The organism is Nonlabens spongiae (assembly GCF_002117125.1).
Classification (GTDB): Bacteria; Bacteroidota; Bacteroidia; order Flavobacteriales; family Flavobacteriaceae; genus Nonlabens; species Nonlabens spongiae.
On sequence record NZ_CP019344.1, the window covers coordinates 585,839 to 612,190 of the forward strand.

General features: G+C 41.7%; 23 protein-coding genes. 12 read left to right on the plus strand and 11 right to left on the minus strand.

The window, feature by feature from the left end; translation table 11 throughout:
* Positions 1–3: 3 nt before the first annotated feature.
* From dapB to BST97_RS02740, 4 genes are read right to left on the minus strand one after another with little or no spacing between them, the layout of a single operon-like run.
* Positions 4–705: a 4-hydroxy-tetrahydrodipicolinate reductase gene (gene dapB, locus BST97_RS02725; RefSeq protein ID WP_085765800.1), complete on the minus strand. Its 702-nt coding sequence runs from the start codon at positions 703–705 to the stop codon at positions 4–6.
* Positions 706–707: 2 nt separating this feature from the next.
* The gene (locus BST97_RS02730; RefSeq protein WP_245833640.1) at positions 708–1,304 is read right to left on the minus strand and encodes a DUF5683 domain-containing protein; all 597 of its coding nucleotides are present in this window, start codon (positions 1,302–1,304) and stop codon (positions 708–710) included.
* Complete coding sequence (locus tag BST97_RS02735) at positions 1,294–2,196, minus strand: ParB/RepB/Spo0J family partition protein (protein ID WP_085765801.1); 903 nt, start codon at positions 2,194–2,196, stop codon at positions 1,294–1,296. Before BST97_RS02735 ends, BST97_RS02730 begins: the two co-directional genes overlap by 11 nt.
* 4 nt (positions 2,197–2,200) lie before the next feature.
* Entirely contained in the window at positions 2,201–2,965 is a 765-nt protein-coding gene (locus tag BST97_RS02740) for a ParA family protein (protein ID WP_085765802.1), read from the minus strand.
* A gap of 153 nt (positions 2,966–3,118) precedes the next feature.
* On the opposite strand from BST97_RS02740, the gene BST97_RS02745 reads away from it, so the two are divergent.
* The gene (locus BST97_RS02745; RefSeq protein WP_085765803.1) at positions 3,119–4,354 is read left to right on the plus strand and encodes a glycosyltransferase; all 1,236 of its coding nucleotides are present in this window, start codon (positions 3,119–3,121) and stop codon (positions 4,352–4,354) included.
* A 28-nt stretch (positions 4,355–4,382) separates the two neighbouring features.
* On the opposite strand, the gene BST97_RS02750 is transcribed toward BST97_RS02745, so the two are convergent.
* From BST97_RS02750 to miaE, 4 genes are all read right to left on the minus strand, one after another.
* Complete coding sequence (locus tag BST97_RS02750; RefSeq protein ID WP_085765804.1) at positions 4,383–5,336, minus strand: D-2-hydroxyacid dehydrogenase; 954 nt, start codon at positions 5,334–5,336, stop codon at positions 4,383–4,385.
* Between the two features lie 129 nt (positions 5,337–5,465).
* A complete protein-coding gene (locus BST97_RS02755; RefSeq protein WP_245833641.1) occupies positions 5,466–6,512 on the minus strand; it encodes a COX15/CtaA family protein in 1,047 nt (348 codons plus the stop codon).
* Between the two features lie 21 nt (positions 6,513–6,533).
* Positions 6,534–7,322, minus strand: a complete 789-nt coding sequence (locus tag BST97_RS02760; RefSeq protein ID WP_211277460.1) for a DUF3050 domain-containing protein — start codon at positions 7,320–7,322, stop codon at positions 6,534–6,536.
* Between the two features lie 24 nt (positions 7,323–7,346).
* Positions 7,347–7,952, minus strand: a complete 606-nt coding sequence (miaE, locus tag BST97_RS02765) for a tRNA-(ms[2]io[6]A)-hydroxylase (protein WP_085765806.1) — start codon at positions 7,950–7,952, stop codon at positions 7,347–7,349.
* Positions 7,953–8,092: 140 nt separating this feature from the next.
* Here miaE and BST97_RS02770 point away from each other — a divergent pair, with 140 nt between their 5' ends.
* The 7 genes from BST97_RS02770 (at position 8,093) to BST97_RS02800 (ending at position 13,441) form a co-directional block, all read left to right on the plus strand.
* Positions 8,093–8,455 carry a nuclear transport factor 2 family protein gene (locus tag BST97_RS02770; protein ID WP_085765807.1) on the plus strand — a complete coding sequence of 121 codons (363 nt, stop codon included), beginning with the start codon at positions 8,093–8,095 and terminating at the stop codon, positions 8,453–8,455.
* A gap of 139 nt (positions 8,456–8,594) precedes the next feature.
* The gene (locus BST97_RS02775; protein ID WP_085765808.1) at positions 8,595–9,686 is read left to right on the plus strand and encodes a BT_3928 family protein; all 1,092 of its coding nucleotides are present in this window, start codon (positions 8,595–8,597) and stop codon (positions 9,684–9,686) included.
* Entirely contained in the window at positions 9,683–10,756 is a 1,074-nt protein-coding gene (locus BST97_RS02780) for an ABC transporter permease (protein ID WP_085765809.1), read from the plus strand. Before BST97_RS02775 ends, BST97_RS02780 begins: the two co-directional genes overlap by 4 nt.
* Before the next feature lie 137 nt (positions 10,757–10,893).
* Positions 10,894–11,646, plus strand: coding sequence for a triose-phosphate isomerase (tpiA, locus tag BST97_RS02785; protein WP_085765810.1), 753 nt, complete (start codon positions 10,894–10,896; stop codon positions 11,644–11,646).
* 35 nt (positions 11,647–11,681) lie between these two features.
* Complete coding sequence (locus tag BST97_RS02790) at positions 11,682–12,260, plus strand: DUF1287 domain-containing protein (RefSeq protein WP_317043452.1); 579 nt, start codon at positions 11,682–11,684, stop codon at positions 12,258–12,260.
* A complete protein-coding gene (gene prmA / locus BST97_RS02795; RefSeq protein WP_085765811.1) occupies positions 12,250–13,101 on the plus strand; it encodes a 50S ribosomal protein L11 methyltransferase in 852 nt (283 codons plus the stop codon). Before BST97_RS02790 ends, prmA begins: the two co-directional genes overlap by 11 nt.
* Before the next feature lie 46 nt (positions 13,102–13,147).
* Entirely contained in the window at positions 13,148–13,441 is a 294-nt protein-coding gene (locus BST97_RS02800) for an ATP-dependent Clp protease adaptor ClpS (RefSeq protein ID WP_085765812.1), read from the plus strand.
* A gap of 85 nt (positions 13,442–13,526) precedes the next feature.
* Here BST97_RS02800 and BST97_RS02805 read toward each other — a convergent pair whose 3' ends face one another.
* Positions 13,527–16,034, minus strand: coding sequence for a T9SS type A sorting domain-containing protein (locus BST97_RS02805; RefSeq protein ID WP_085765813.1), 2,508 nt, complete (start codon positions 16,032–16,034; stop codon positions 13,527–13,529).
* A gap of 139 nt (positions 16,035–16,173) precedes the next feature.
* On the opposite strand from BST97_RS02805, the gene BST97_RS02810 reads away from it, so the two are divergent.
* Positions 16,174–16,986, plus strand: coding sequence for a hypothetical protein (locus tag BST97_RS02810; RefSeq protein ID WP_085765814.1), 813 nt, complete (start codon positions 16,174–16,176; stop codon positions 16,984–16,986).
* Positions 16,987–17,075: 89 nt separating this feature from the next.
* Here the strand turns inward: BST97_RS02810 and BST97_RS02815 are convergent, their stop codons facing one another.
* The gene (locus BST97_RS02815; RefSeq protein WP_085765815.1) at positions 17,076–17,849 is read right to left on the minus strand and encodes a DUF1206 domain-containing protein; all 774 of its coding nucleotides are present in this window, start codon (positions 17,847–17,849) and stop codon (positions 17,076–17,078) included.
* Between the two features lie 194 nt (positions 17,850–18,043).
* Here BST97_RS02815 and BST97_RS02820 point away from each other — a divergent pair, with 194 nt between their 5' ends.
* Entirely contained in the window at positions 18,044–21,640 is a 3,597-nt protein-coding gene (locus BST97_RS02820) for a methylmalonyl-CoA mutase family protein (RefSeq protein WP_085765816.1), read from the plus strand.
* A gap of 1,004 nt (positions 21,641–22,644) precedes the next feature.
* On the plus strand, positions 22,645–23,202 hold the full coding sequence (locus BST97_RS02825) for a hypothetical protein (protein ID WP_085765817.1): 558 nt from the start codon (positions 22,645–22,647) through the stop codon (positions 23,200–23,202).
* A gap of 9 nt (positions 23,203–23,211) precedes the next feature.
* Here the strand turns inward: BST97_RS02825 and BST97_RS02830 are convergent, their stop codons facing one another.
* Positions 23,212–24,117, minus strand: coding sequence for an IS982 family transposase (locus tag BST97_RS02830; RefSeq protein WP_085765538.1), 906 nt, complete (start codon positions 24,115–24,117; stop codon positions 23,212–23,214).
* A 679-nt stretch (positions 24,118–24,796) separates the two neighbouring features.
* Between BST97_RS02830 and BST97_RS02835 the strand changes: the two genes are divergently transcribed.
* Positions 24,797–26,326, plus strand: a complete 1,530-nt coding sequence (locus BST97_RS02835) for a T9SS type A sorting domain-containing protein (protein ID WP_169711519.1) — start codon at positions 24,797–24,799, stop codon at positions 26,324–26,326.
* Positions 26,327–26,352 lie beyond the last annotated feature (26 nt).

Below are 26,352 nucleotides of genomic sequence, written 5' to 3' on the forward strand. Positions count from 1 at the left end.
CGACTATAGTCCTAAAACATCTTTCATGGTAAACACGCCTTGCTTCCCTTGCAGCCATTCGGCAGCCATCACGGCGCCTAGCGCAAAGCCGTCTCTGCTATGGGCTTCGTGTTTTATTTCTATCGTATCGATCTCACTTTCATAACTCACGATGTGAGTTCCTTTTACTTCTTTTTCTCGTATGGCGGCAATACCTATCGATTCCTCGCTAGAATTAGAGCCCAGATGCCAGTTTTTGTTACCGGTTTTTTCTGCTATTTGTTCAAATAGGCTTAGAGCGGTTCCACTGGGAGCGTCTTTTTTCTCGGTATGATGTATTTCAGTCAGGTGCAGTTGATACTCCTGAAATCGGTTCATCAGTTCTGCAAGTTGTTTGTTCAACTCAAAAAACAAGTTGACACCTAGACTGAAATTTGACGCGTGGACTAATCCGCTCTGATTGCGCTCAACCTGATTTTTTATTTCAGGTATATGTTCATTCCAGCCAGTCGTACCACAAATCGTAGGTACTCCAAGCTGTATCAAGGTTTCTAGATTCTCAATAACACTGTCCGGACTGGTAAATTCTATAGCCGCATCTGCCTTGCTGGCGATGCTGAGATCATCTCCACGAGAAATTTTAGCGACTATTTCATGGCCACGATCTTGAGCGACGCGCTCAATCACCTTACCCATTTTACCGTAACCGACTAGAGCAATCTTCATTTTTAAAATTTATAGGATAAGGTCAGCCCGTAACTAGGAGCGACCAGCATGTTAGGAGAATAATCTATGTATGGGCTTAAACTCAAATCACGATCTACGTCAAATTGATCCAGATGTCCAGCTACATTTGCATCTACTATCTGAACTACATAAAACAGCGCCGTAATGAGAATACTCAACTCTTTATTGCGCTGTGAATTTCTCTGTGCTCTTTCCAGTCCCTCTGTACTTATGAGTGGCGTGCCGTCTTCGCTAGAAAACTCATCATCTGTTCCTCCCGCAAGACGTATTCTGTAGGCATCTCTTAAGCGTTGATACTGACGATCGTTCCAGATGTAAGCTCCGATGGGAATTCCTATTCCAGCATAAGCCAGCGGCACTTTCCAGTACTGTTTGTTATAAACCTGTCCCAAACCTGGTAACACGGCACTGTAAAAAGCCGCACGAGAAGGTTTGTTTGCATCATAGACTGTTTTTACAGAATCTGCATCTTGAATCAAAGCACTAAAATCCTGATCATCAATGGGTGGTTGAGGATCACCTTGAGCCATTGCCAGCCCTGCGATGAGTAAAAAAATGTAAAGCAGTTTACTTGGCATCGATCAGTTTTACAATGCGTTCAAATTCTGCAAGAGAATCGTAGTCTATAATTAACTTTCCTTTCCCAGACTTGGACATTTTGTTAGAAACTTTAGTGTCCAAAACATCGTTCAGCCGGCTGGTAGATTGCGTTACAAATTCTGGAACGGGAGCTTTTTTGGGTTCTCGCTTTCGCGAAAGCGGTACCTCTTTCAACTCCTTTACCAGTTTTTCAGTTTCTCGTACACTTAGGTTTTCTGAAATGATCTTCTGATAGATTTCCAGTTGCTTATCAAGATCAGCTACGTTGATCAATGCCCTACCGTGACCCATACTGATGAAGTTATCGCGCATGCCGGTCTGGATAATGGGGTCCAGTTTGAGCAATCGCAGGTAGTTTGCAATCGCACTACGGGATTTACCGACACGCTCGCTCATTTGCTCTTGAGTAAGGTCGATTTCTTCAATGAGTCGCTGGTAGGAGAGGGCGATCTCGATGGGATCTAGATCCTGACGCTGTATGTTCTCGACCAGTGCCATTTCCAGCGATTCCTGGTCGTTTGCGATGCGCACGTAAGCTGGAATAGTCTCTAAGCTCAACAGTTTTGATGCACGACAGCGACGCTCTCCCGAAACCAATTCATATTTCCCGAAACCCTTTTTACGGACGGTAATGGGCTGGATGACTCCTAATTCTTTTATGGAAGAAGCTAGCTCGCGCAAATGTTCCTCGTTGAAGCTCGTGCGTGGCTGGAATGGGTTCATTTCAATAGACTCTAGTGGTAGATCCACCACGTTGCCCACGATCTGATCAGCATTCTTATCCTTAGCAGATTGAATATCATTTGAGGGATCTTTCAACAATGCTGAAAGTCCGCGCCCTAGAGCTTGTTTTTTGGTAGCTTTTGCCATGTAATCAAGCGTTTTTTGTTAAAAGCTCGTTTGCCAAGCTTAGATAATTCTCAGACCCTTTACTGGAAGCATCATAATTGATAATGCTTTCGCCATAAGAGGGTGCCTCGCTTAAACGCACGTTCCGCTGTATAATTGTCTTAAAGGTGAGTCCTTCAAAATGCTGGTTCACTTCTTGCACTACCTGATTAGATAACCTGAGACGGCTGTCATACATGGTAAGTAGCAAACCTTCAATGTCCAAGTTTTGATTGTGGTATTTCTGTACACTTTTAATCGTGTTCAATAGCTTTCCTAATCCTTCCAGTGCAAAATACTCGCACTGGATAGGAATCAGTACAGAATGGCTTGCCGTCAAAGCGTTAAGCGTGAGAAGTCCTAGGGATGGCGCACAGTCGATGATGATATAATCATAGCTGTCCTCAATTTCTTCAAGCGCAGCGCGCAGCATGTATTCCCTATTTTCTATATCTACCAGCTCGATCTCGATGGCGACGAGATCAATGTGTGCAGGAATAATATCTAGATTGGGAGTTTCTGTGGAAATGATGAGGTCGCTGGCCTTTGAACTGTGTTCCAACAACTGATAGGTACCTTGTTCGATAGACTCTATATCCACGCCTAATCCTGAACTGGCGTTAGCTTGTGGATCTGCATCTATCAATAAAACCTTCTTCTCTAAAACACCCAACGCCGCAGCGAGATTCACAGCTGTTGTCGTTTTTCCTACGCCACCTTTTTGGTTTGCAATTGCAATAATCTTACCCATCAATCTACTTAAAATACAAGCTGCTAATTTAGTTATTTTAGGGCAATGCCTTTAGAAATACGCTGGCGGTTTATTAACGGATTCTTAATAAAATTAGTTCAGAATTATATCTCTGAAAAGTTCAAATCAATGGTGTAAATTATCTTACCCGACATGAATAGTAAAATCCTTGCCATCATAGCACCTCACCTGCCTGAATCCAACAGTACTGCAGCAGGTTCTCGTATGATGCAACTCATCAGGATGTTTCAAGAAATGAATTTTGAAATTCATTTTTGCTCGACCGCCGCTTTCTCACCTGAAAAGGTTACTGGTGTATTGAAAAATCTGGAATTAAAACATATTGCGGTTAATGATGATGTATTTGACACGTGGATCAAAAAGTTGCAACCCGATTGTGTGCTATTTGATCGTTTTTATATAGAAGAACAATTTCACTGGAGGGTTAAAAAATCAATCCCAGAGGCAAGAACGATTCTAGATACAGAAGATCTACACTTTCTCCGCAAGGCGCGCCAGCGAGCGATTATGAATAATGAGCCGGTAGATAATATTAACTTTAATCATCCAGATACATATCGTGAAATTGCAAGTATCAAGAGATGCGATCTCTCCCTTATCATTTCGACATTTGAAATGAACTTGCTTCAAGAAACTTTTAGCATTAAACCCGAAACTATTTTTTACTTGCCGTTGCTGCATGAACACCACAAAGAAATCTGTAGGCCACCGTTTGAAGAAACTGCTGATTTTGTTCACATCGGTAATTTCAAGCATGCTCCCAATGAAGATGCTGTATGGCAGTTGAAAAAACATATTTGGCCTCAAATCCGAACTCAGTTACCCAAGGCAAAGCTTCACATTTACGGTTCATACGCTTCTCAAAAACATTTGCAGTGGCATCAGCCCAAAGATGGTTTTCTCGTTCACGGTTATGCTGAATCAATAGAACAAGCATTTGCTGGCAAAAGAGTTTTGCTGGCTCCGCTACGATTTGGAGCCGGAATCAAAGGGAAGATTTTTGATGCCATGCACTACGGTGTGCCAGTTTGCACCACACAAATAGGAGCAGAGGGTATTGCAGATGAGGAAACTTTCTGTGGGCGCATAAGTGGCTCAGAAGAAGCTTTCACTAATAACGCGATAGAGCTTTACACTTCAAAATCTTGTTGGGAGCTAAGTCAGAACAAGGGGGCAAAATTGTTGAATGAGTTTTTTGAATATTCCGCTTTCGCGAAAGCGTTCCATCAAAGAATCCAGAAATTACAATCAGCTTCTCGATCAGCAAGAGCTCTTGAAGAGCACATGCTGGATTTTCACGGTTTGGAACACCTGAAATTTAAGGGGAAGTGGATTGCGGAGAAAACTAAAAATGGCCACTCAAGGTGACCATTTTTTATATTAAAAGATTGGAATTCTAATTGAGAATCTCAATGATTTGATCTGCGAGCTCGACACCTATGCGATCTTGTGCTTCACCAGTCGCAGCACCTATGTGGGGACTTAAAGAGAGTTTGCTGTTCATAAGCAGGACTACTTCAGGCTTAGGTTCTTTTTCAAAAGTATCCAGAGCGGCAAATGACAAATGCTCATTCTCAAGTGCATTTACGAGAGCTACCTCATCAATTACTCCGCCACGCGCAGCATTGATTACTGCGGCTCCTTTTTTCATTTTGGCAAACTCTTGCTCGCCCAGCACGTAATCCTTTTGAGCAGGAACATGCAAGGTCACGAAATCAGACTGCTCCAGTAAGGCATCTTTCTCAACAAGAGGAATCTCTACTGAAATTTCCTGACCATCAAACAGTTCCCATTTTACCGTCGGAGCTTTATCAGCATAGCTGTCGTGAGCTACTACATTCATTCCAATTCCGGTGGCGATTTTGGCAACTTCTTGACCTATACGACCTATACCAATAATCCCTAGAGTCTTGCCGCGCAGCTCAATACCTTTGGCATATTGTTTTTTAAGTCCTTTGAAATTGGTCTCGCCTTCAAGTGGCATATTTCTATTTGAATCATATAAAAAACGCACGCCTCCATACAAATGAGCAAAAACAAGCTCAGCAACACTTGCGCTACTTGCAGCAGGCGTATTGATTACATGAAGACCTTTTTCTCTAGCATAAGCAACGTCAATATTATCCATTCCTACACCGCCACGACCTATGATTTTTAAGCTAGGACAGTTGTCTATCAATTCCTTTCTAGCTGTGGTTGCAGATCTTACCAGCAATACGGCTACGTCATTTTTATTTATATATGCTTGAAGCTGATCTTGAGCAACATTTGTAGTAATGACTTCATGCCCAGCAGATTCTAATTTTTCAATTCCGCTTTTTGAGATTCCGTCGTTTGCTAATATTTTCATGTGGGTATTTTATCAGTTTTTGTGAGTGAAACAAAACTATTAAAAATGATGGGCTTTAAGGCACGATCAGCAAGAATATAACGATCCTGGAATATCGTCAGAATCACAGAGAACTTGAATAAACCTGATCTATGAAACTGTCGCAGATTGAGCGACTCGTAACCGCATCCATAAATAGAACTGAACGCCGAGTATCAATGATGCAATAACCAAATGTGATGCTTGAGAGCCAAATGGGAATTCAGCATAATTCATTAAAATTCCGCTTAGAATGGTGAGAACCATCATAATTGCCAGTGAGACGTAGGCCCAATTAGGGTGCTTAAAAGTTTTGATTCCCTTGTAAATAAACCATGCATGAAGCCCAACGAGGAGAATGCTGAAACTTCTATGGATGTAAAAGATGATTGGTCCGTTTTCAAGCCAATCTGACTGTAACGGGTAACCAAATAAATCCACTTGATCATCGATGTACTGACGCACTTGCGTTCCCATGGCTACTTGAATGAGGGTTAACACAATCAGCAAAAGTGAAAAGTTTACAAACCTTGTGTTTGAAGAATAACGCAAATCTGCAGGTTGAACAGCGTGCAGCAGATAAATTAGTAGACCTACGATCAACAAGGCTACAATCATGTGGATGGTTATCAAGACAGGAGAGAGGTTAGTGTCCACCACAATCTTGCCAATCACGGCCTGAATCAACATGGCGAGAAGAGTTACAACACTTAAAATTGTGATTTTAGGTCGGGAACGAGCGTATTTCAATGAAAAAACGCACATGATTAAAACCACCAAGCCTCCCAGCGCTCCTATAAGTCGATTAATATATTCAGTCCATGTATGGTAAACATTAAAAACATTATAGTCATGTTTTGTGTAGGCTTCCCAGTTCTTTTCCTGATAACTGTCTCCCGTTTGAAAATTAGCTTTTGCGACCCTCAACTCCTCATTGTGAATGATCACCATCCCTTTTTTATAGGGTGTATTGGGTGAGAACTCAATTTCATGTTGCTGCGTAGGAGGAATCCAGTATCCAAAACACTTGGGCCAGTCGGGACATCCCATACCAGATCCAGTCATGCGCACCACCGCTCCAGCCACAATAATCAGATAGATCGCAACGATGCTGGTACGTAAAGATTTTCGGTAATTTCTATCGGTGAAAAAACTCAAGAGCCGTATAATTAAAATTTGTTAGAGAACTGGTTGGTTTTGAGCGACTATGGATTTGTGGATTGCATCCCACAAATTGATCCTCATTTCAAGAGATTTTTTAGCAACTTCAAGAGCTTGATTCCATTTTTCATCATCTGCACCGCAAAGTTCAGAGACCATTTTTAGCGATAGTGGACCATGCTCGTCGCCGTCCAGCTCAATATGGCGTTCCAAATAATAGATAAATTTGTTATACTCAATATTTTCAGGATCAGCACTTTTGAGAACTTCCATGAACATATCCGGAATCACATCTTCTCTTCCAAATGTAAAAGCACTTGCTACGAGATGAGGCTGATCTGTTGCAATGACTTCAAAGGTATAATTCACAAAATCTTTCAACCCTTTTGGAACATCTACTAATTCCATAGCCTCTGAAACTGATTTTCCTTCATGAATTGCAGATATAAATTCTTCAATGGCTCGGGTAGAAGCACCCATTTGCTTCATAGCGTCAAGGTACATCTCATAATGACTCTTTGGCTCTCCTATTTCATTGATGTCACTTTCCTCACCGTGAACGATTTCGTTGATAAAACGGGCTAGGGAAGGATGCTGAACCGGCATCCATGGAAGTTCCGTGCAGGTCAGTTTTATTTGAAGATATTTTAAAAGTGACATAAAATCCCAAACCGCAAAAACATGGTACTTCATGAAGGTGCGTACATCGTCTAGGCTTGTAAGGTCACTGTATAAAGCGTGCTCTCTTAAATCTGATCTTAGATCAGCTATATCTCTCTCTATTTTTTTAATGTTGTCGGAGATCATTGATATTTGATACTTTAAATTAACCTAGTGCATACGATCTCCTCGTACCTGCAAGGTGGGTAAAAATTCAGCCTCATAGTCTAGCCAGTATTGCCAGCGATCCATGACTATTTGATCTTCAAAATAATGTTTTGCTAATTTCAGAAACAACTTGTAATGAGCTGCTTCGGCGACCATGAATTTGTGATAAAATTCTTGAAGCTCTTGATCTGTTAGCTTTCGCGAAAGCAATCTAAACCGCTCACAACTACGCGCCTCTATGAGTGCGCAGATCAGTAATTGATCCAAAAATAGTTGATCCCGTCCCTGACCTTTGGGCTTGCCTTTCATGAGTTTTTTGATGTACTCATCAGGTCGTTGAATGCCGAGTGTAAGACCTCGTTTTTTGAGTTCTGCCAGCACCATGCGGAAATGTCCCCATTCCTCGGTAACCACTGGCGCGAGAGCCTCTACGATCTCTGGTTTGTCAGAGTGCATCTGAATAATGGAAATGATTGAACTGGCTGCTTTTTGCTCACAAAATGCATGATCGGTAAGGATATCCTGCAAGCTGAGTGATGCGAGATCTACCCATCTGGGATCTGTAGGTAAATTGAGTCCTAAAGTTGTCTTAGATGAAGTTGAATTCATACTGCAAAGGTCGCAATTGAAGCCATAAGATTACTGATCGAGAGCGATTAAATAAACTTGAATTCGATAATCCTCAAGGTTGAGTTGCAGTAATTTTCAAATTCTGAGTACTTTTATACATAACTTAAAACTAAACAATCATGACTACCCAAGAAATTGCAAACCAACTCGTTGATTATTGTCGTAACAATCAAGAAAACAAGGCATATCAAGAATTATACAGTCCTAAAATCACTAGCGTAGAAATGGTTGAACCTATGAAAGAAGTTCATGGGATGGAAGGCATTCAGAAAAAAGGGCAATGGTGGGAAGAAAACTTTGATGTACATGGGACTGAGGTCTCTGATCCACTCGTTGCTGACAATCATTTTACCGTACGCTTTTGGATGGATACCACACACAAACCTTCTGGACAGCGCAGCCAGATGAATGAGCTCGCCGTTTATCAGGTGCAGGACGGGAAAATCATTAGAGAACAATTTTTCTACGATACGGGAGAGTAGGTCTTAAAATCATCGAGTCGATAGTTTTGAGTCATAACCGATTCATTCCTATAAATGTAACGTAAGGAACTTTGATAAGATATAATTCGTTTTGCCCAAAAGTGCTACAAAAGCTAACTTTGAGGCAAACTAAAATTGCATGAAATCCATTGTTGCCTTTTGTCGCTGGTTTGTAGGAATATTATTCATTTTCAGTGGATTGGTAAAGCTCAACGACCCGCTGGGATTTTCCTATAAACTCGATGAATATTTCAGTGCTGCGGTGCTCGGGCTGGAGTTTTTACAACCATTCGCTCTGCCACTGGCAATTTTCTTGGTGATTTTTGAAGTGGTACTGGGAGTGATGCTCTTGCTGGGTTTTCAGAAGAAATTCACGATATGGTCGCTGTTGCTCATGATCCTGTTCTTCACGTTCCTGACTTTTTATTCGGCATATTTCAATAAGGTGACGGATTGTGGCTGTTTTGGTGACGCGATTCCGTTGACGCCGTGGCAATCATTTTGGAAAGACGTCATTTTGCTTGTCATGATCGTGATTTTGTTTGTGAAACAAGATTTGTGGGGTTCCGCTTTCGCGAAAGCGACCTCAAGCATCATCATCCTCGTCACAACATGCCTTTGTCTTTTATTAGGCTATTACGTTTTGATGCATTTACCAGTGCTCGATTTCAGAGCATACAAGGTGGGTACCGATATAGAGACCGCGATGAAGAAAGGTCCCAATGAGCGAGATATTTATGCCTACGATTGGTATTACACGATTGACGGAGTAGAGACCATTATCACCACCGATGGATTGCCACCAGACGGTTATGGTGACTACGATAAAGTGGAAACCCGCACGGTTCAAGAAGCTAAGCTTCCCAAAATACATGATTTCTCCATTACTGAAAACGGTGAGGATTACACTCAAGAAATCTTAGATAAGGAAAAAGTAGCACTCATCCTGATTTATGATGTAGATCGTGCCGAGGCTGGCGGGATGGAAAAAGTAGGTGATTTTGCCTCACGTGCTGAAACTAATGGTTATGAAGTTTTTGTACTTGCCGCAAACAATCCTGAAGACGTTAAAAGATTGCTCGACGCTTATAATCTGAATATCAAATCCTACACCACAGACGGCACCCAGCTGAAAACCGCTGTCCGATCCACGCCGGCAGTGATGTTGCTGGAAAAGGGAGTGATCACGGGCAAATCGCACTGGAACGATTTTGAGGATCTCGATCTATGATCAGCTACCTGCTCAAAAAATTGGGTTACGCAGTATTGACCCTATATGGCGTCGTGACCGTAATTTTTTTACTTTTCTATTTACTTCCAGGCGATCCAGCCGAAATGATGCTGGGACAGAATCAAACGCCTGAGCAGCTGGAGAACCTGAATGCAAAATACGGTTTTGACCGCTCGCTGGGCAGTCAGTATTTACTCTTCATAAACGACTTGAGTCCGTTATCGTTTCACAGTAGTGATCCGCAAGACTTTACCTTTCCTGATGATCGATATTCAGGATTCCGACTGGTTGATTCAGATGCAGTTATCATGATGGTCAAAGCGCCTTATTTACGCGAGTCTTTTCAAAAAACGGGTAAACCTGTAAGCGAAGTCATCGGTGAAGTTTTGCCCAATACCATCTTGCTCGCAGTTTCAGCCATCTTTATTGCTTTGTTGCTGGGTGTAGTTCTAGGAGTGGTCTCTGCCTTGCATCGGGATGGCTGGATCGACAAATCCATTCAAGTGATTAGTACGCTCGGCATGAGTGTTCCCAGTTTTTTTAGCGCGATATTGTTTGCCTACTTTTTCGGTTACCTTCTTCATGAAACCACCGGACTCAACATGAGTGGGAATCTTTATGAGCTAGATGATTATGGGGAGCACATGGAGCTCAAGTTGCGCAATTTGATATTGCCAGCGGTGGTTTTGGGAATCAGACCCCTCGCGGTAATTACCCAACTTATGAGAAATAGCCTGATTGAGGTAATAAATGAAGAATACATCACCACCGCTTACGCAAAAGGATTGTCCACATATCAGGTCATTGTTCGACATACATTTAAAAACGCACTTAACCCAGTAATCACGGCAGTAAGTGGCTGGTTTGCGAGCATGCTGGCAGGAGCCGTGTTTGTGGAATATATTTTTGACTGGAACGGTCTGGGTAAAGAGATTGTTGAGGCACTCAATACCTTAGATTTGCCCATCATTACGGGTGCAGTACTCGTTATTGCTACCCTGTTTATATTCATTAATATTGTAGTGGATTTGATCTACGCCTGGCTGGATCCACGAGTGAGTTTGGATTGAGCCTTGAATTTAAAAAGGAAAAGGTGTTTGTTTTATCTCGCTTTCCTTCATTCCCCGTAGGCTTGTCGAAGGCGAAGCGCGAAAGCGGAATACCCACAAGCAAGATCATAAAAACAAAAGACTGAAAAACTAAAAATATGAGAAAGAAAATCGTTGCCGGAAACTGGAAAATGAATTGCGACCTACCGCAAACACAAAGCCTAATTACTGACCTTAAGACGGGTCTCGTAAAAGAGTTCAATTGTGAACTGATGATCGCACCTTCATTTCCATTTTTATACCCAGCTTTTAACAGCACCCTAGAAACTCCTATAGAAGTAGTAGCCCAAAATTGCTGTGAGGCCGACAAAGGAGCATTCACTGGGGAAGTTTCCATAGATATGTTACAGAGTGTGGGCGTAAAAACCGTGATCATAGGTCACTCAGAACGTCGTGAAATTTATGGAGAGTCAGATGAATTACTTAATTCAAAAACTCGTGCCGCTCTTGACAAAGGGATGCGAGTGATATTTTGTTGTGGCGAGATGCTCGAGGAAAGAAAAGCGGGTAAACACGTGACTACGGTTGCTGACCAAATCAAAAATGGACTCAATGATGTTTCTGCAGAGCAGATGGAGCACGTGGTGATTGCTTATGAACCGGTTTGGGCGATAGGGACAGGAGAGACTGCGACCCCAGAACAAGCTCAAGACATGCATGCAGAGATCCGTAAGCAACTGGAAGAACTTTTCAATAATGACGTGGCTAACAATACCTCCATTCTTTACGGAGGTAGCGTGAAACCCGGCAATGCTCAAGAGATTTTCTCCCAGCCTGATGTGGATGGTGGTCTCGTGGGTGGTGCGTCTCTGGATGCACAAAGTTTTATTGAAATTGCAAATGCGTTTTAATTTTAAGAGCATCTTTAAACTCATATCTTCTTAACATGATGCAGCTCTCAAGGTTGATATACATCGTGTTCTTGCTATTTTATTCAAGCAACACAGACTTTTATGAAAAACTCGCAAGGGCAGCAGAAGAATTGACTCAGGACCAAGTTACCTATAATGGTCAGTATTTTACCATTGATTATCCCATGGGAGACGTTCCTGCTCAGTACGGTGTTTGTACTGATGTGGTGGTGAGAGCTTATCGTAAAATGGGCATCGATTTGCAGCAGCTGGTGCATGAAGATATGAAGTCTCATTTTAAAAGATATCCGCAGTTGTGGGGACTGTCTAGAACAGACACAAACATCGATCATCGCAGGGTGCCTAATCTGCGCAGGTTTTTTGAGCGAAAAGGTGAGAGCCTCAGCACAGAAAAAGATGCTCAAATCTATCAACCTGGTGATGTCGTGAGTTGGGTTTTGCCTAATAACCTCACTCACATCGGGATTGTCTCAAATACTAAGAATCGAGCTGGTGACCGCTACTTGATGGTTCACAACATAGGTTCTGGTCAAGTGCTCGAGGACTGTCTTTTTAGCTATAAAATAACCGGACATTACCGTTATGGAAAATAATATTACAGATCAGTTGTATGTAGAGTACAACTTCACCGTACAACCGACTGAGCCTTGGACTGATGTGCTCATGTCACAACTGGGCGATCTCCATTTTGAGAGTTTTATAGAAACTGAGAAGGGCTGCAAAGCTTATATCAGAAAATCTCTGGACAGTGACAATTTGCTGGAAGGTTTTGAATTGATGGAAAATGATTTTGTAGATCTCGCTTTCGCGAAAGCGGACGTACCACCCACTAACTGGAACAAGGAGTGGGAATCCAACTTTTCACCCATTATGGTAGAAGAACGGTGCGAAGTCAGAGCGCCATTCCACGAATCGAGAGGAGCAGAATACGACATAGTGATCGAGCCAAAAATGAGCTTCGGGACCGGTCATCACCAGACTACCCACATGATGATTCAGTTTTTGCTGGAGGAAGATCTTACCGGTAAAAGAGTGCTGGATATGGGCAGCGGAACTGGGGTTCTTGCCATACTCGCTCAGATGCGCGGTGCAGTTGCTATTGACGCTATTGACATAGACACCTGGTGTTATGAAAACGCCGTTGAAAATGTAGCCCGCAACAAGGCAGATAAAGTTGAAGTGATTTTGGGCGGCGCAGAACAGCTTTCAGGAAGATCTTATAACGCGATTATTGCCAATATCAATTTAAATGTTTTACTGAACGATGTCAAGGCCTATTCAGATTGTTTGGAAAGTGGTGGAGTGATTTGGTTCAGTGGTTTTTATCAAGAAAATATACCTACACTTGTAGACGCCTGTAAAGAAGTAGGGCTGGTTTACGACTCACAGAAAGAGCGTGATAACTGGGTGGCCCTCAGGATGGTTAAGAATTAACACGCTTTAAATACAGGAATTTCTCAAGGATTATAATATTTGCACAATGAAAAATTCAGTTTTAGAAGAGCTTTTACCAGAAGTAGAGCAGGAGGTAGCGGTAAAGGAGCAGGTGAGCAAAGAGCATAAGATTGTTCTTTTCAATGATGAGGTGAATACCTTTGATCACGTGATCGATATGCTGGTTGCGACTTGCGACCACACGCCCATTCAGGCAGAGCAGTGCTCGCTTATCGTTCACTACAAAGGAAAGTGTGATGTAAAAACCGGTGATTACGATGATTTAAAGCCTCGTTGCAGCGCGCTGCTGGAAGGAGGTCTCACGGCTGAGATTCAATAATTATCTAGATCGAAAATAGAAGATCAAACAGAAAATAAAAAAGGCGCCCATTCGGACGCCTTTTTTGATACAGTGCTGAATCTCATTATTTGATGATCAGCTTTTGTGTGGTACTGTGGTCGCCACTATTGATTTGTACCAGATAAATACCAGCCTTTAAATCTTTAATATCAACTACATTCATTCCAGAGTTGATATTTAGACTTTTCATTTGCTGCCCTAGAGTAGTGTAGAAGGTTATATTACCATTCTCTAGATCAGCTCCAGTTTGAATGGTAAGTAATTCACCGTTGTTTGGATTAGGATACATCTCAAAACTTGCGATACCAGTTTGGACAGTCGACAAAGTAGTATCTATAAATTTAATGGAGAATCTTCCATTGGCAAAACTTGAAGCGTCGTTAAGGTCTACAGTAAACGTGTAGTTGTTCCATCCAGAACTAAGTGTCATTTCAGTATTGGTGTAACTATCCACTAAAATTGCTTCTAAGCTTATATTTAGATTTTCGTGATTCATTCTTAATTCAAAATCAGTGTGAATCACATTTGAGAAATCAAAAAGAATGATCTCTTCGTGCGTAGGCATTGCTCTGTTCTCAATACTCAAAAGTGTACCATTTTTATTAATAGAAAAGTTTTCTTCCCAGTTGCCTATTTCTGGAGCATCCATGGCATCTACTATGTTATCTCCGTCAAAATTGAATTTAGCCGTGTCATATCTCGTTCCAGCTGTTCCGTTATCCCATAACTCAACCGTCATAGTAGGTCTGGTATTTGGTGTTGAAAACGTACCGCCATTAGTAGCCGCTGGAGCTTTAGCCGAAGCTAAAAAATCTATACTTGCTGCACCACCAGAGGGGTTATTCACGACGAAAAATGCTTGGCCAGGCTCTATATAACGAGCTGGATCTGTTGAAGCTGCGGAAATGTCAACGGAGACGTAGGCGCCGTTTGTTGCGGCATTAGGATCCCATGTATACATAAAGTTGGGATTGATTCCATTTTTGGTTACGGCAGTCATGTCAATGGTAGCCTGATAAGGATTACCTACAAAATCAAACCCTCCAGCGGCCGGATTTAAAGCACCAGAAGAAACGGAGGTTCCCAGTTCTAATGTTCCCAATGCAGGGAGTCGTACATCTACATTTGGGTTACCATTAGTTGAAAGATCAAAGTTACGATCTCCTCTGATGAAGATATTGTAAGGCTTTCCGGCTACCAGATTATCATCTGTAGTGGAAGGATCATCAGTTGCAGTTATAAAACTCCATTGATAACCACTACCATTATCTACATATTCTAGCATAGAAGGATTTCCTGAAACCGTTGCGTCAAAGCCATTTGCTCCCGTACTGGAACCAGTAATGTGAGTTCCTATTCCCGCCTCTGAAGAACCGCCAGTTTGCCAGTTCTCATAGATACTAGTGCTGGTGTTTACTGATGAAGTCACAAACCTGTAGGCACGATGATTGTTAGTTGCTGCTGGGATAAAACGTTGAACGGTTACATCACCAGATATAGAAGCACCAGTTCCATTTGTAAATTGTGCAGTCCCAGTAGCATCGCTCTCAAAGGTTAATACTCCATTATTAGTTATACTATTTCCCGAATTAAGATTGAATAATACAGCAGGATTTATATTGAGTGAGTTGTCTATTATAATATCTGTATTTACATTAATATCATGTGCAATTGTAATCTGATTAGTTGAAGCTGGTACTTCACCAGTATCCCAGCTGCTACCACTGGTCCAATCAGTAGCTGAGGCTGTGGTTGAAACTTGCGCCCTTGAACCTCTATATGTAAGTGAAGACGTAAAAGTCATAGCGTTCAGTCCAAAGTTATTACCGCTATTCTCAATACCTGTGCCATAGCCTTCATTAGAAGAAAACATGTTGGAGCCACCGTCATTAGGATTACCATAAGTAGCTACAAAATCAAAAGAGTCAGAACTGGTAAGTCCGATTTCTGACCATTCAAAACTGATGGTAAATGAAGCTGCGCCAGCACTAGAGCCTACGGCATCTACAAATACTAAAGAACCGCCAGTAATCGCGGTTCCAGTAGCTGGAATGCTAAATAACCCTCCAAAACCACTCTCAATGGAAATTCCGTAGCTAGCTTCAAAACCAGAAGGAAAGGTTAAGTTGCCAGAGTTGGCATTAGTTATGGCGCGTCTCCCTGCATCATTTCCGTCAGTTCCATCGATGACCGCCCTTCCACCAGTCCCGTTGTCGATATACAAAACTATGAAGTTAGAGGTGAGGTCACCCGCCGGGTTTATGGTAACAGACACGGTAGTTCCATCATCAGTTATGCTCATTGTACTATTTCCAAAAGGGCCACCAAAACCCGATTGCCCATTTGCCGCGTAAGATCCATTTGAAATGGTAACTGATGTAGTACTGGTCTGAATCCCTGCACTAGCTGAACCACCAGGGCCATCCAGATCTGCAACACTTAACTGTCCTGCGCTGCTGCTCATGGATCCACCGGAACCACTTCCTGTGGTTCCTGTTACCACAACACCAGATTGAGCCAAAGCAAATAGGCAGAAAGTAAAGACTAATAATGAAAGGAATAATTTTCTCATATTTCAAAAATTTCTCAAAAATATTTCTTGTATGTATGATCTACAAACTACAGATTTCAATTATACGAAATCGATTGCGAACATGATATTTTGTCTATGAAACCAATTTTAACTTACTTTTACACCAAACTTAAACGCCATGAAATCTTATATTTATCTTCTTCTTATAGCTTTTTCCTTATTTTTAAATGCTCAAGCTCCTGAAGCGATGACATACCAAGCTGTAGTACGTGATAGCGGTGGTGCAATTCTTAGTAATGCTCAGGTGGGAATGGAAATAGGCATTTACCAAAATGCGGTAACAGGCTCACCAGTTTATACGGAGACGCATACGCCCACAACTAATACAGCTGGACTTTTGGACATTCAAATAGGTACCGGTACGGCAGGAACGGGAACCTTTTCTGATATTGACTGGTCTACTGGAAATTATTGGTTAGAGACTAAGATTGATCCCGCCGGTGGAACTACTTACACAATTACAGGAAACTCACAACTTTTGAGTGTTCCCTTTGCGTTTCACTCAAACACGACTTCCTCTGTTGCATCTTCGTCTTCTTCGCCTTCTAATTCAGGCGTAACTACAGAATTTTTAATACCCTATCTGCCTTATGGTCCTACTGCCTCTCAAATCATTTATATTACTTCTTATTATGCGGAACCAGCAAATAGAGATTCTAATGCTGCGACCGTTTCAACTGATATCTCAGTAGAAGCAATTGACAATAATGGTAATCTATATGATCTGGGTGTTATTACTTCCATTAGCGATGAAAGGGTTACAAAATTGCACACTCTGATTAATAACGCGCTTCAGGCAGCAGGATTAACAGGCAACCAAGTGGCTATTAAAATTACTGCGTCTAATTCTAATTTTAATTTGTATCCTCATGCTGGTTTCAACGTAGGTGGTAACGATAGAATGCGGATAGAGGTAGTGAGATTGAATTAAAAAATACGTTTTTGTAAGCTACTATGTCGCTCATGTTTTTTTTCATTGGGTAGTTTTAATTTACACGCTTTCGCGAAAGCGTTACAACCTCAATAAATAGGAATATTACGATGTTTAGCACTTAAAATCAGGTACAGACCATAAAGGGCTAAACCACTGGCAACAATGCCCATAGTCCAGGAACCGTACTCAATACTCAAGAAAGTAAAGGCCTCTCCAGTGCTTTTAGGAACCTCGTTGCTCCAGCCTACGATTACTTTGAAGAAAAGATAGGAGAATACACCAAAAACGATCCCACGGCTAAATCTTCCCACTCTGCCCAAAGCGAGCAACAGTTTGTAATTTCTTGTTGTAAGTTGATTTTCAAGAATCATTTTGTTGATCATGGTGCCAAAAGCCATGTACCACTCATTCAAAGCACTTACACCTAATCCTACAGAAGTAATAATTAAAATATACATTCCCCACCATTTGGACAGTAGAAAAACAAACAACCGCTGGTTACCTTCTGAAAAACCAGCTCCTATCAATAACTTGATACAAGTAAAAAGCAATGCGATATAACCTATACCGTTTATGAAATAAGCAAAACGCCTAATTTTATTCTTACCGTAGCCTTCATAATCATTTTTATTAAACGCTAGATAAAACCTGGAAAACACATAGCCTGCTATTCCCACAGTGATTAATAAAAGCAAGAACCAGCCAAAAGTAAGAGCTGATATCCATTCTAGAATATCTCTCCCACCTTTCAACTGATAAGTGACTTTTGAAGCAGTGAGGGCCGCAAGAGCGCCCATAAGAAAAAACACGACTCCCTTGATAAAAATACCATAGCGTGCAAATCTGCGTGAGGCTTTCAATAATTATTTTTTTGAAATATAATTATGGCTCCCCTTATTAAAAGCTAACAGTAACTTAAATTCAATTCATAACCATATTATTGTTTCATTGATCTGCTAAGATTGCGCTAGAAGCACTAGTATTATTTCCTCAAAGGAATTTATCCTGCGCTATCGATTTCGTAAATTTGCGTCCTAGAATTTTAAGATTGACAATGCAAGATCAGACTCCATACGTTCCAAAAAATAAAGTAAGAATCGTAACTGCCGCAAGCCTTTTTGATGGACACGATGCTGCCATAAACATAATGCGACGCATCATTCAGTCTACGGGATGTGAGGTGATCCACTTGGGTCACGACCGCAGTGTGGACGAGGTGGTAAATACCGCTATCCAGGAAGATGCAAACGCAATCGCGATGACTTCTTATCAAGGTGGTCACAATGAGTACTTCAAGTATATGTATGATTTGTTGAAGGAGCGCGGTGCCGGTCACATCAAGATTTTCGGTGGTGGCGGTGGAGTAATCCTACCTACTGAGATTGCTGAGTTACATGAATATGGAATCGAGCGCATCTATAGTCCTGACGACGGGCGCGAGATGGGGCTTCAAGGCATGATCAATGATCTTGTTAAACGTTGTGATGTAGAGGTTCCCCCCATTTCTGTAAAGAAATCAACTAACAAAGACGCGAAAGCGAGACTAAACGGAGAGTTAAAACAGAATCACGTCCCTACGATTGCAAGATTGATCTCTCTAGCAGAAAACCGTCACGAGGATTTTGAAAAGCACTTTGCCGAAGCAGAAAAAACAGAGAAACAGGCTCCTGTCTTGGGAATCACTGGAACCGGTGGAGCTGGAAAATCATCATTGGTAGATGAATTGATCCGCAGGTTTTTGATTGATTTTCCTAAAAAGAATATTGGGATTATTTCTGTAGATCCATCGAAGAGAAAAACGGGTGGAGCGTTACTGGGTGACCGTATACGCATGAATGCGATCAACAACGAGCGGGTGTATATGCGATCGCTCGCCACCCGTCAATCCAATCTGGCACTATCTAAACACGTGCAAGAAGCGGTAGATGTCTTAAAAGCTGCCAACTATGATCTAATTATTTTAGAAACCAGCGGAATAGGGCAAAGCGATACCGAGATCATGGATCACAGCGATGTATCACTTTATGTAATGACGCCAGAATTTGGTGCAGCCACTCAGCTTGAGAAAATTGATATGCTCGACTTTGCAGATGTCGTCGCCATCAACAAATTTGATAAGCGTGGAGCGCTAGATGCATTGCGCGATGTCAAGAAGCAGTACCAGCGCAACCACAACCTCTGGGAGGCAGATCCTGAAACGCTACCCGTTTATGGAACGATCGCAAGCCAGTTCAATGATCCTGGCATGAATGCGCTCTACGAGTCATTGATGACTAAGGTGAGTGAGAAAACTGGTGTGGATCTCAAACCACAAAGTGACCTCAACAAATCACAGAGTGAGAAGATTTTTGTAATCCCGCCATCACGCGTGCGTTACCTGAGTGAAATCGCAGAGAATAATCGTGCTTATGACGCTTCCGCGAAAGCGCAATCAGAAACAGCCCAGAAGCTATACGGGATTTATAAAACGATCTTGACGGTGATGGACACTTCGAGTGCCTCAGCGTCCACACACTCACAAGTAGTTTTATCTACACAATCGAGCCCTGAGGCGTTCCCTGAGCGGAGTCGAAGGGCTCTCGAAGGGCGATTTTTAAACGACAAAGGCTTAAACGAAGAGGAGCTACTCAATCAAGTTCAGCAAGATGACAAACAGTTTGTTGAAATGCTCATTGCGCAGTTCAACAAAACCTATAAAGACCTCGATCCCTACAACTGGGAAATAATCACAGGCTGGGAAGAAAAAGTAAATAAATACAAACAACCCATTTACGAGTTTCAGGTACGAGACAAGGTTATAAAGATTGAGACTCATACAGAATCTCTTTCACATCAGCAGATTCCAAAAGTAGCCTTGCCTAAGTATTCAGCTTGGGGAGATATTTTAAAATGGTGCTTGCAAGAGAACGTCCCGGGTGAATTCCCTTACACTGCAGGATTGTATCCATTCAAACGTCAAGGGGAAGATCCTACCAGAATGTTTGCTGGAGAGGGAGGTCCAGAGCGTACTAACAAGCGTTTTCATTATGTGAGCTTGGGAATGCCCGCAAAGCGATTGAGTACAGCATTTGATAGTGTAACGCTTTATGGGAATGATCCCGGCCATCGTCCTGATATTTATGGAAAAATAGGTAATGCGGGTGTGAGTATTTGCTGTCTAGACGATGCCAAGAAATTGTATTCAGGTTTTGACTTATCACATCCAGCCACATCGGTTTCTATGACTATCAATGGGCCAGCACCCATGTTGCTAGGTTTTTTCATGAACGCTGCTATCGATCAGAATTGTGAGAAATACATCAAGGAAAACGGACTAGAAGATCGAGTAGAAGCAAAGCTGAAAGAAGTTTATGACGATAATGGTCTAGAACGACCATCATACCTTAATGCTGATGGTAAAAAGATTATCAGTAAAAATGGAAAAGTAGATGTGGACGGACTTCCTGAAGGGAATGACGGCCTTGGGTTAATGCTACTCGGATTGACCGGTGATCAAGTTTTGGATACTGATGTGTACGCAAGAATTAAAGCAGAGACTCTTAACCAAGTACGCGGTACCGTTCAAGCTGATATTTTAAAAGAGGATCAGGCGCAGAACACCTGTATTTTCTCAACCGAGTTTGCTCTTCGATTAATGGGCGACGTGCAGGAATATTTTATCGATAAAATGGTGCGCAACTTTTACAGCGTTTCCATTTCAGGTTACCACATTGCCGAGGCTGGTGCAAATCCTATCACACAGTTAGCATTTACCTTGGCAAACGGTTTTACTTATGTGGAGTATTACCTGAGCCGCGGTATGGACATCAACAAGTTTGGTCCTAACCTGAGTTTTTTCTTCAGTAACGGAATCGATCCAGAATATGCCGTCATAGGTCGTGTCGCAAGAAAGATCTGGTCCAAAGCATTGAAACACAAGTACGGCGCAAATGCTCGTGCACAAATGTTGAAATATCACATTCAGACCAGTGGTAGATCATTACACGCACAAGAAATTGACTTCAACGATATCAGGACCACATTGCAAGCGCTTTACGCGATTTACGATAACTGTAATTCGCTTCATACGAATGCTTACGACGAGGCGATCACTACGCCTACGGAAGAAAGTGTACGTCGTGCCATGGCGATCCAGTTGATTATCAACAAAGAACTGGGACTTGCCAAAAATGAGAACCCCATCCAGGGAGCCTTCATCATTGAGGAATTGACAGATCTTGTCGAGCAGGCAGTATTGACTGAATTTGATCGCATCACAGAGCGTGGTGGTGTGCTCGGAGCAATGGAAACCATGTACCAGCGCAGCAAGATTCAGGAGGAGAGCATGCACTACGAGATGTTGAAGCACACTGGTGAATTCCCAATTATTGGAGTAAACACCTTCTTAAGTTCAAAGGGAAGTCCAACCGTCACCCCAGCAGAGGTGATCCGTGCGACCGAAGAAGAGAAACAGGCTCAAATTGCTACAAAGGAGAATTTGCATACCGCTTTCGCGAAACCGAGTCAAGAAAAGCTCGACGCTATACAAGAAGCCGCCATCAAAAACGAAAACATCTTTGAGCAACTCATGGAAGCCACAAAGGTGTGTTCTCTGGGACAGATCACCGAGGCGTTATTTGAGGTAGGCGGGCAGTATAGGAGGAATATGTAAGCAGAGAACCGCCAGCTCTGCTGGCGTGTGAATCGCTTACGCTGAGCGGAGTCGAAGCGTTTTTAGACTTTTGCGTCCGACTTGCTGAATTGAAGGTTGCTTACCTTGAGCGGAGTCGGCAAAGGGTTTTCCTGAGAACCGCCAGCTCTGCTGGCGTGTGAATCGCTTACGCTGAGCGGAGTCGAAGCGTTTGCTATTAAATACTTTGCGCTGGATCGGAGGCTACTCACTCTTTACGTAGTCAATGGTTTTCATGAGAACCGCCAGCTCTGCTGGCGTGTGAATCGCTTACGCTGAACACTTTGATTACGCTTAGCAACCACGTAATCTAAGCGTCTGCTTGTCGTATCCAGCTATGCTGGATTTCATGCTGCTTACCCTAGGCCGAGTTGGGGGTTGTCAAAGAATTAAAAAACTGCAATAGTGCGGATATAGGAATCGCTTACTATTGGCTTTTCGAGACCGCTTAATGACTGTATAGTCAAAGCATTGATTATTTGATTTGCTTATATCTATACGTTTTTACATAGCTTCTAAGCAAAAAGTAGTAATCAACAAGTTTGCTTGTTTCGCGAGTGATGTTCGATTTAAGACAGCTTTAAATATTGGCAATTTCAAATAGCTACCGTGCTTAAATTTTCAAAACCGTATTATAAGTGTAATAACTATAATTATTTAAATAACTTTTTCAAATAGTTCTTTATCAATCGGAATTTGTCATTCTAGTCTCAAAGAATTGCTAAAATTGCATTTAATAAATGTTATTTTTTCGATATACAATATAAAAAATGAATCCTCTGAATAGGGAATATTAACTTGCAATTCGATATTTAGATTTTATGAAGAGAAAAAAATAAGAAGCTCAATTAAGAAATTTAAATCATAATTGTATTGAGTTTTTTTGGAAACTTTCACACGTAATTTTAATCCATTTAATTTTTAGGATTTCATACGACCTAGAACAATTTTCATTAGATTTTAATATATTTACTAAAATTCAACTAATGAAACGAATCCATTTTTTCTGCCTCTTCATCTTGTTTAATTCAACATGCTTTGCACAAAATATTCAGTTTTCGAGTGCTGAACTGAAATCTTGGATATTAAACAACCCCACAGTTTTAGAACCTGGCTGGGGTTTCACAATGGCAGATTTAAACAATGATGGTGAGATTTCCGTTTATGAAGGTTCTAGAATCACTCATATTAGAAGGCAAAGAACTTCCGTTACCCCAGTCCTTTTAAATGACTTTACTGATCTTTTAAATTTTCCACTTTTAGAATGGTTGGATTTTGGTACAGATTTAACTCAAGTTGATTTAAACTCTATTCCTGACTTAGAATATTTGTATGTTGAATTTAATAATCAGATTAATAGTAGCTTAGATATATCAGATTTGTCTTCATTAATAAGAGTTGAAGCAAAATTTGAGAATAATAATGTCTCTAACACAAATGGCATTTCTTTGAATGTATCAGGTTTGCAATTGTTGGAGGGTTTGAGAATTCATAACTATGCGACTTCAAATATTGATTTCAATAATTTACCTAATTTATCCTAACCCGTTGTGCTAGTAGTTCCATGCATGCCTGATCCTATTTATTGGTCTGTTGTTTTCCCTATTGAACATCTGCAGCATGGCAACTGCGGCCAGTTTGCTTGAGACCCTTGTCAGGAAGCCCTTGAAGCTCTTTGCCAGGTTGATCTTGATGGAGAACTGGGAGCATAACTGTGAAAACCTTGTCTCTATAAACTTACGGTTCTTTCTCCTCTCGGGCGAGAATGCGCTTTTGACCAGCTGGTTTTTCCTGGGTGGGGTGAGAAGTTCTATACCGTAGCTTGTGAACAGATCTGCCTGGAGCTCCCTGGATATATAGCCTCGATCGCCGATGATCTGCCTCTCCTCGCTACCGTCGTACTGCCTTTCCTTCAGGAACTTTATGTCGTGTACGTTTGCTGGGGTCACTGCCATGTCATGGAAGATGCCCTGCGTACTCATGAGCAGGTGGAGCTTGTATCCAATGTAGTAGCGGCGGTCAACCGCCGAGTAGCCCTTTCTCGGAGCCGTGCCCAGATCTTCCATACAGATCTTCATGCGGTGCTCCCTGGCGTTGTGCACGATGGGACAGGGCATCGAGTCCACCAGAAGGGCAGATCTGCCATCATCCATACGGTCGCCCAAGAGTCCCGCGGACTCCTTGAAGCGTGGCTCGAGCGAGCGCCTGCGCCGGTTGAACCTGGTGCGGTCGACCAGCATGGGAAAGTCCTCGCGAAAGTGCTTCTTTATCTTGGCAAACAATAGGTTCTCGCTGGGGATCGAGGCCGCCTCTCCGGTAATGGCGAGTGCCATGACCTCCAGGTCATTCATTTTCGTGTTGACCGGTCGCTTGATGAAGTTTCCGTCCACCGTGACGGTTTGGTAGAGATCAATGAGGTAGGAAAGGTGTTTTTTGTACATTGCAGGTAGATCGTGCATGGTATCAGAATTACAGATTAGGAACCATTAATATACTGAATATCAACAAAATGCACGGTCTTTTTTTAATCTGTTTTTTAATTTTAACTAGCACAACGGGTTATCCTATTTAAACATTAACGATTCTAATATAAATAGCCCGATAAGTTTCAACTCAAGTAATTTGAGTTCCATTGAAATATTCAATAGTCAACTTCAGGAAGTTAATTTTAGAAATATAGCTGAATTTGAAGGTCTGAGATTAGTAGATAGCAGCATTTCTGTTTTGAGTTTAGAAAATGTTCAATATACTGACAGTTCAAGTTCTTTCGATTCACAGATTTACATTCAAAATTCTCTTTTAAGCAATTTAAGTTTTCTTGACTCTAACGTGGAGAACGTTCAATTCTACGCAGGTAGCCCAATACAAGCGCCTATTATGAATTTCGTCAATAGTCATATTAAACGCTGGTCGTTAGAAAATTATTTAGATATAAATTTAAATGATTTTTCGGGTGCTGGTCTTAAATTTTTAGAACTAATGAACGCTGCTTGGATTGTCTCGGATTACTCATTTTTAGCAACTCTGGTGGAACTAAGAGTATTTGATTGTCAAAATGTCGAATTTTTAGATTTATCTTTGGCTCAGAACCTTGAATTTCTGAGTTTGTTAAATAATTCAAACTTGAAATTTCTTTTCTTGAAAAATGAAGCACCATTTCATTCAAGTCAATTATATTTTAATAGCAATGTGAATTTGAGATATGTTTGTGTCCCTACTCGATTAATTTCGCAATACACAAATTTGCTTTCCTCTCACCCAAATAATTCCATAGTAGTCAACTCTTACTGTACATTTGAGCCAATTGGTTTTTATAATGAAATTATTGGTACTACAAGAATTGATTCAGATGGAAATGGTTGCAATTCTAATGATACCGAAATTTCTAGTTTGCTATACTCTGTTACAGATAACATGAGTGCAGGTCTTATTTCTACAAATAACTCTGGCAGTTATTATTTACCAGTCTCAGACGGCCAGCATACCATCACCCCACAACCTGAAAACCCATCCTATTGGAACTTTAGCCCAGCAAGCGTCACCGTGGATTTCCCTACTCAGACCAGCCCCTTCACCCAAGACTTCTGTGTAACTCCCAATGGAACGATTGAAGATCTAGAAGTCATTGTAATGCCCCTAGAACAAGCCCGCCCAGGCTTTGAAACCGGCTACAAAGTCGTGGTGAAGAACAAAGGAAACCAAAACGCCAGCGGCACCGTTACCCTTGATTATGATGCAGATTATATGACGCTGTTTGATTCCGCTCCGGCTGCGGGAACGGCAAATGCTGGTCAGCTGGACTGGTCGTTTACTGATATTGCTCCTTTCCAGATGGAGGAATACATCTTTACCATGACGCTCAATACACCTACGGATTCAACATTTCCTCTCAATGGAAACGACGAACTTTCCTTTACGGGAATCGTTACTGGAACAGGTACGGACAATATGCCGGCCGACAATACCATGACGCTCGAGCAGATCGTGGTGAACAGTTTTGACCCCAATGATAAACGTTGTTTAGAAGGAGAGAAGATCGAGCCGTCCATGGTGGGTGAGTACGTCCACTACATGATCCGTTTTGAGAATACGGGAACGGCAAGTGCGATCAATGTGGTCGTAAAAGACGCGATTGATCCTATCATGTTTGACGTCAGCACATTTGTGCCTCTAGGTGGCAGCCATGACTATTATGTGCGAACCGTTGAAGACGGCAACACCTTTGAATTCATTCATGAGAACATCAATCTGGACTTTAATGATGCGACCAATGATGGTTATGTACTGTTCAAAATCAAAACCCTTTCTACGCTTACGGAAGGCGACACCTTCAACAACGATGCAGAAATCTATTTTGATTTCAACGCGCCTATCGTGACCAATGATTTTGTAACCACCGTACAATCTACAGCCAGCGTTTCATTCATAACTGATGATAGCATTAAAATATCGCCTAACCCAACTTCTGGAATACTTCAATTAAATGCCAAGAATGCGATCAAATCTCTGACCATCCACGATCTCAACGGCAGATTGTTGAATAAGACCAGTTTTGTTTCAGGAACATTGAATGAAACTGTAGATCTTGAGAATTTGAATTCTGGAATATACTTGATGACGGTGGTGACGAGTGAAGGACAAGCTACGGAAAGAGTAGTGGTGAAGTAACATTTCTATTGTACGCTTTCGCGAAA

What these genes read in the sequence shown, in the direction of transcription:
- dapB (WP_085765800.1), bottom strand. Translation starts at nt 705, where the DNA reads ATGAAGATTGCTCTAGTCGGTTACGGTAAAATGGGTAAGGTGATTGAG.
- tpiA (WP_085765810.1), top strand. Translation starts at nt 10,894, where the DNA reads ATGAGAAAGAAAATCGTTGCCGGAAACTGGAAAATGAATTGCGACCTA.
- BST97_RS02830 (WP_085765538.1), bottom strand. Translation starts at nt 24,117, where the DNA reads ATGCACGATCTACCTGCAATGTACAAAAAACACCTTTCCTACCTCATT.
- BST97_RS02745 (WP_085765803.1), top strand. Translation starts at nt 3,119, where the DNA reads ATGAATAGTAAAATCCTTGCCATCATAGCACCTCACCTGCCTGAATCC.
- BST97_RS02750 (WP_085765804.1), bottom strand. Translation starts at nt 5,336, where the DNA reads ATGAAAATATTAGCAAACGACGGAATCTCAAAAAGCGGAATTGAAAAA.
- BST97_RS02760 (WP_211277460.1), bottom strand. Translation starts at nt 7,322, where the DNA reads ATGATCTCCGACAACATTAAAAAAATAGAGAGAGATATAGCTGATCTA.
- BST97_RS02730 (WP_245833640.1), bottom strand. Translation starts at nt 1,304, where the DNA reads ATGCCAAGTAAACTGCTTTACATTTTTTTACTCATCGCAGGGCTGGCA.
- BST97_RS02800 (WP_085765812.1), top strand. Translation starts at nt 13,148, where the DNA reads ATGAAAAATTCAGTTTTAGAAGAGCTTTTACCAGAAGTAGAGCAGGAG.
- BST97_RS02820 (WP_085765816.1), top strand. Translation starts at nt 18,044, where the DNA reads ATGCAAGATCAGACTCCATACGTTCCAAAAAATAAAGTAAGAATCGTA.
- BST97_RS02805 (WP_085765813.1), bottom strand. Translation starts at nt 16,034, where the DNA reads ATGAGAAAATTATTCCTTTCATTATTAGTCTTTACTTTCTGCCTATTT.
- prmA (WP_085765811.1), top strand. Translation starts at nt 12,250, where the DNA reads ATGGAAAATAATATTACAGATCAGTTGTATGTAGAGTACAACTTCACC.
- BST97_RS02780 (WP_085765809.1), top strand. Translation starts at nt 9,683, where the DNA reads ATGATCAGCTACCTGCTCAAAAAATTGGGTTACGCAGTATTGACCCTA.
- BST97_RS02735 (WP_085765801.1), bottom strand. Translation starts at nt 2,196, where the DNA reads ATGGCAAAAGCTACCAAAAAACAAGCTCTAGGGCGCGGACTTTCAGCA.
- BST97_RS02810 (WP_085765814.1), top strand. Translation starts at nt 16,174, where the DNA reads ATGAAATCTTATATTTATCTTCTTCTTATAGCTTTTTCCTTATTTTTA.
- BST97_RS02770 (WP_085765807.1), top strand. Translation starts at nt 8,093, where the DNA reads ATGACTACCCAAGAAATTGCAAACCAACTCGTTGATTATTGTCGTAAC.
- BST97_RS02775 (WP_085765808.1), top strand. Translation starts at nt 8,595, where the DNA reads ATGAAATCCATTGTTGCCTTTTGTCGCTGGTTTGTAGGAATATTATTC.
- BST97_RS02790 (WP_317043452.1), top strand. Translation starts at nt 11,682, where the DNA reads ATGATGCAGCTCTCAAGGTTGATATACATCGTGTTCTTGCTATTTTAT.
- miaE (WP_085765806.1), bottom strand. Translation starts at nt 7,952, where the DNA reads ATGAATTCAACTTCATCTAAGACAACTTTAGGACTCAATTTACCTACA.
- BST97_RS02825 (WP_085765817.1), top strand. Translation starts at nt 22,645, where the DNA reads ATGAAACGAATCCATTTTTTCTGCCTCTTCATCTTGTTTAATTCAACA.
- BST97_RS02740 (WP_085765802.1), bottom strand. Translation starts at nt 2,965, where the DNA reads ATGGGTAAGATTATTGCAATTGCAAACCAAAAAGGTGGCGTAGGAAAA.